Source organism: Candidatus Zixiibacteriota bacterium (assembly GCA_021159005.1).
Classification (GTDB): Bacteria; Zixibacteria; MSB-5A5; order UBA10806; family 4484-95; genus JAGGSN01.
The window spans coordinates 1-2,857 of record JAGGSN010000217.1 but is presented as its reverse complement, the minus strand read 5'-3'; the positions used below and the strand labels follow the sequence as shown (position 1 = coordinate 2,857).

Below are 2,857 nucleotides of genomic sequence, written 5' to 3'. Positions count from 1 at the left end.
CAATGAAGTCTACGCTCTTAATCAAAAAAAGGGGCTCTAAATTCTTGAATTTTCAATATGCGTCTTGATTATATTTTCGGAAGGCCGTTTTTTTTATCTCACGGCTGTTAAAAACAATTTTTCCTCCAATTATCTTTTTAATTGTTTTTTCCATTTCTTTTTCATCTTTCGCTAAAAATCCGTTAACGCCGCCTTTTATAATTTCTCCGTAAGCTCCGCTTCTAAACCCGATGAAAGGCTTGCCTTGAGCAATCGCTTCCAGCGCGATCAGGCCGAATGTCTCCGGAAGTTTTGATCCAGAAACAACAAAACGAGCTTTCTTCAGATAATCTTGGATCTCGGCTTGATTTAGAAAGCCCAAATATTTTATATTTTCGGATTTTTCCAAATCAATGCCATCCTCAATTTCTCCGCACAGATAAAGTTTTACGCTTTTTAAATTCTTGAAAATATTTATCAAAATGTCCACACCCTTATTCTTGGAAATCCTTCCAATATACAAAGCGTAATTTCCGGAACAATCTCCGTATTTTTTCCGTTTATCTTCCTGTTTATTTTCTTGCTCATCTTTATTGCTTTTTTCTAATACAGTATACTGGAATACTGTATTATTGTCTGCGATAAAATGAGGCAGGACTTTTATTTTTTCGGGCGCTATCCCCCATTCTTCTAAAATATTTTTAACAAACCGGCTGGGCGCGATATATAGATCAATATTTTTTTTGTAAGTTTTCAGCAAACTGTTGTGCCAATACATTTCCGCCATAGCCAAAAAACTTTTGGCGTAGGAATTTTTCACGCATTTGTCTAGCAAACACCGGTAATATTTTCCATTTTTGCAACGATCGTAAATTTTTCCGTTATGATATAAGCTGTGATTAGGGCAAATAATTTTAAAGTCGTGAACGGTCATAACAATCGGAATATTTCTTTTTTTAATTTCAAAAAGGATGGCTGGCGAAAGCTGATGGTAAATGTTGTGAATATGGACAATGTCAGGCTGAAATTCGTCCAACAGCCCGTTTATTTTTCTCTTAGCTTCAAAAGAATAAAACATTCTCGCCGCGCCTTTTATTTTTTCCCATAAAGAATATTCGCTGGTGTAACCGACTTTGGAAACAAAATATTTTTTCCAGGGCGAAGGCAAATTTTCTTCGTGTTCCATGGAAAAAACAGCGATCTTATGTTCGTTTTTTTCAAGCAGGCTAATAATATCCAAGAAGTGCTTATCCGCTCCCCCTTTGGCAAAATGAAATTTATTTATTTCTAAAATTTTCATAAAGCTAATTTACTCTTTATTTTCACTACTATTCAACTACATAAGGTAGCATCAGATTTTTCTATTTTGATTTCGCGCTAATTCTTAAAATTCCCAGATTCAACCAAAAAAATATTCCCAGCAAATTGGTTTCCAGATACGGCTGAAACATAAAAATAATTAAATGGAACATCAAAACGGACAAAGCCGCCATTTTGAAAGCGCCAAAATCGTTTTTTTCCCGCGCTTCTTTAAAAGCGTTTTTAACCGTGCTCCATATAAAAAATATGAAAAGTCCCGCTCCCAAAAGTCCCGTCTGGACAAGCAAAGCCAAAAACGAATTGTGGATATTCCTAATTTCCACCAAATTTTTATACCGCCCTATTTCAATAAATACTTTCCTGCCGAAACCTAAACCCAAAATCGGATTTCGGGCGTATTCTTTTAAGGCGCTGTTCCATGCGGCGCTTCTCCATAAAATGCTTTCATCGTAGATATTCGCCGTTGAAGCGATCCTGTTTCCGATCGCGTTAAGCGCGGCCGCTGAACTTTTGCTTAAGCCGGAGTGCGGAAATAAAGCGGCGGCGTAAAAAATAAAAACGGCTATTGCCAAAACAGCCAAAAAATAGTTAGCGGCAATTTTTCTCAAAGCCGCTTTATTTTTCCGCGGAGCGATGAAATATAAAAAAATTATTGATATGAAAAGCCCTATCCAAAGATGGCGCATCATAGAACCTGAAATTCCGGCAATCCAAACGGGAACGAGAAAATAGAGATATTTTTTGGCGCGCGCGGATTTATCCGACGCCAGATAAGCGAGAGAGAAAACTACCGCCATAGACAAATAAAAAGCGTGGGGAAACGCCAATATTCTTATTCCCTGCGTGGAAAGCGGGGTAAATTCCGACCAGAGCCCGCTTCCGCTTAAAATTCCATAAACTATAAAAAATACGATTCCCGCCGCTCCCGCCGCCGCGAATTTTAAAAGCCGCGCCAAGGTTTCCTTGTTATTTATTAAAAGCAAAACCGCGAAATAGAAAAGCGAATAAAAAGCGTAGTTTTTAAAACTGCTGAACGCTAAAGCAAAATCGTTTTTTAAAACAAAAGCGCTGAAAATAAAATAAACAGCCGATAAAGCAATAAACGACATCAAAAAACAATCCGCCGCTCTTCTTCCTTTTACGCGGAAATCCCGCCTAATCCCCTTTTGGAAAAGGGGAAAGATTTTTCGGATAACAATCCCTCCGATCACTCCAATAAAAATAATGTCTAAAGGATACAATTTATATTCCGCCCGCCCTAAAATAATCGGCTGAAGCGTGAAAAACCTTTCAAAAATAAAAGTGAGAAAAATTACGGCGTATAATCCGGCGCGGGGATAAAACAGCGCGATTAAAAAAGCCGCCGACATAACCGCCAAAAAAAGCGGAAAAATAAAACCGGCGGTAAAATTAGCCAAAATGAAAAACGAAACCAAGGCGATAATAAAAATCGCGCTGGCAGTTTCCGTGTGAAAATTTTTAGATTTTATTTCAATCATTACATGTTAGATTTCACAGCGTTGTTTGCATTTTTTGTTAATTATTTTCACTTGTCATT

General features: G+C 37.5%; 2 protein-coding genes. Both read right to left on the bottom strand.

From position 1 onward, the window contains the following. Positions 1-52: 52 nt before the first annotated feature. Positions 53-1,279 (bottom strand): glycosyltransferase, encoded by a 1,227-nt coding sequence (locus tag J7K40_14565; protein MCD6163621.1) that lies wholly within the window; start codon positions 1,277-1,279, stop codon positions 53-55. A gap of 61 nt (positions 1,280-1,340) precedes the next feature. Further along, the gene (locus J7K40_14560) at positions 1,341-2,798 is read right to left on the bottom strand and encodes an O-antigen ligase family protein (protein MCD6163620.1); all 1,458 of its coding nucleotides are present in this window, start codon (positions 2,796-2,798) and stop codon (positions 1,341-1,343) included. Between the last annotated feature and the right edge of the window lie 59 nt (positions 2,799-2,857).

Bases quoted from the DNA above. Each gene is read 5' to 3' on its own strand.
- J7K40_14560 (MCD6163620.1), bottom strand. From the start codon at position 2,798: ATGATTGAAATAAAATCTAAAAATTTTCACACGGAAACTGCCAGCGCG.
- J7K40_14565 (MCD6163621.1), bottom strand. From the start codon at position 1,279: ATGAAAATTTTAGAAATAAATAAATTTCATTTTGCCAAAGGGGGAGCG.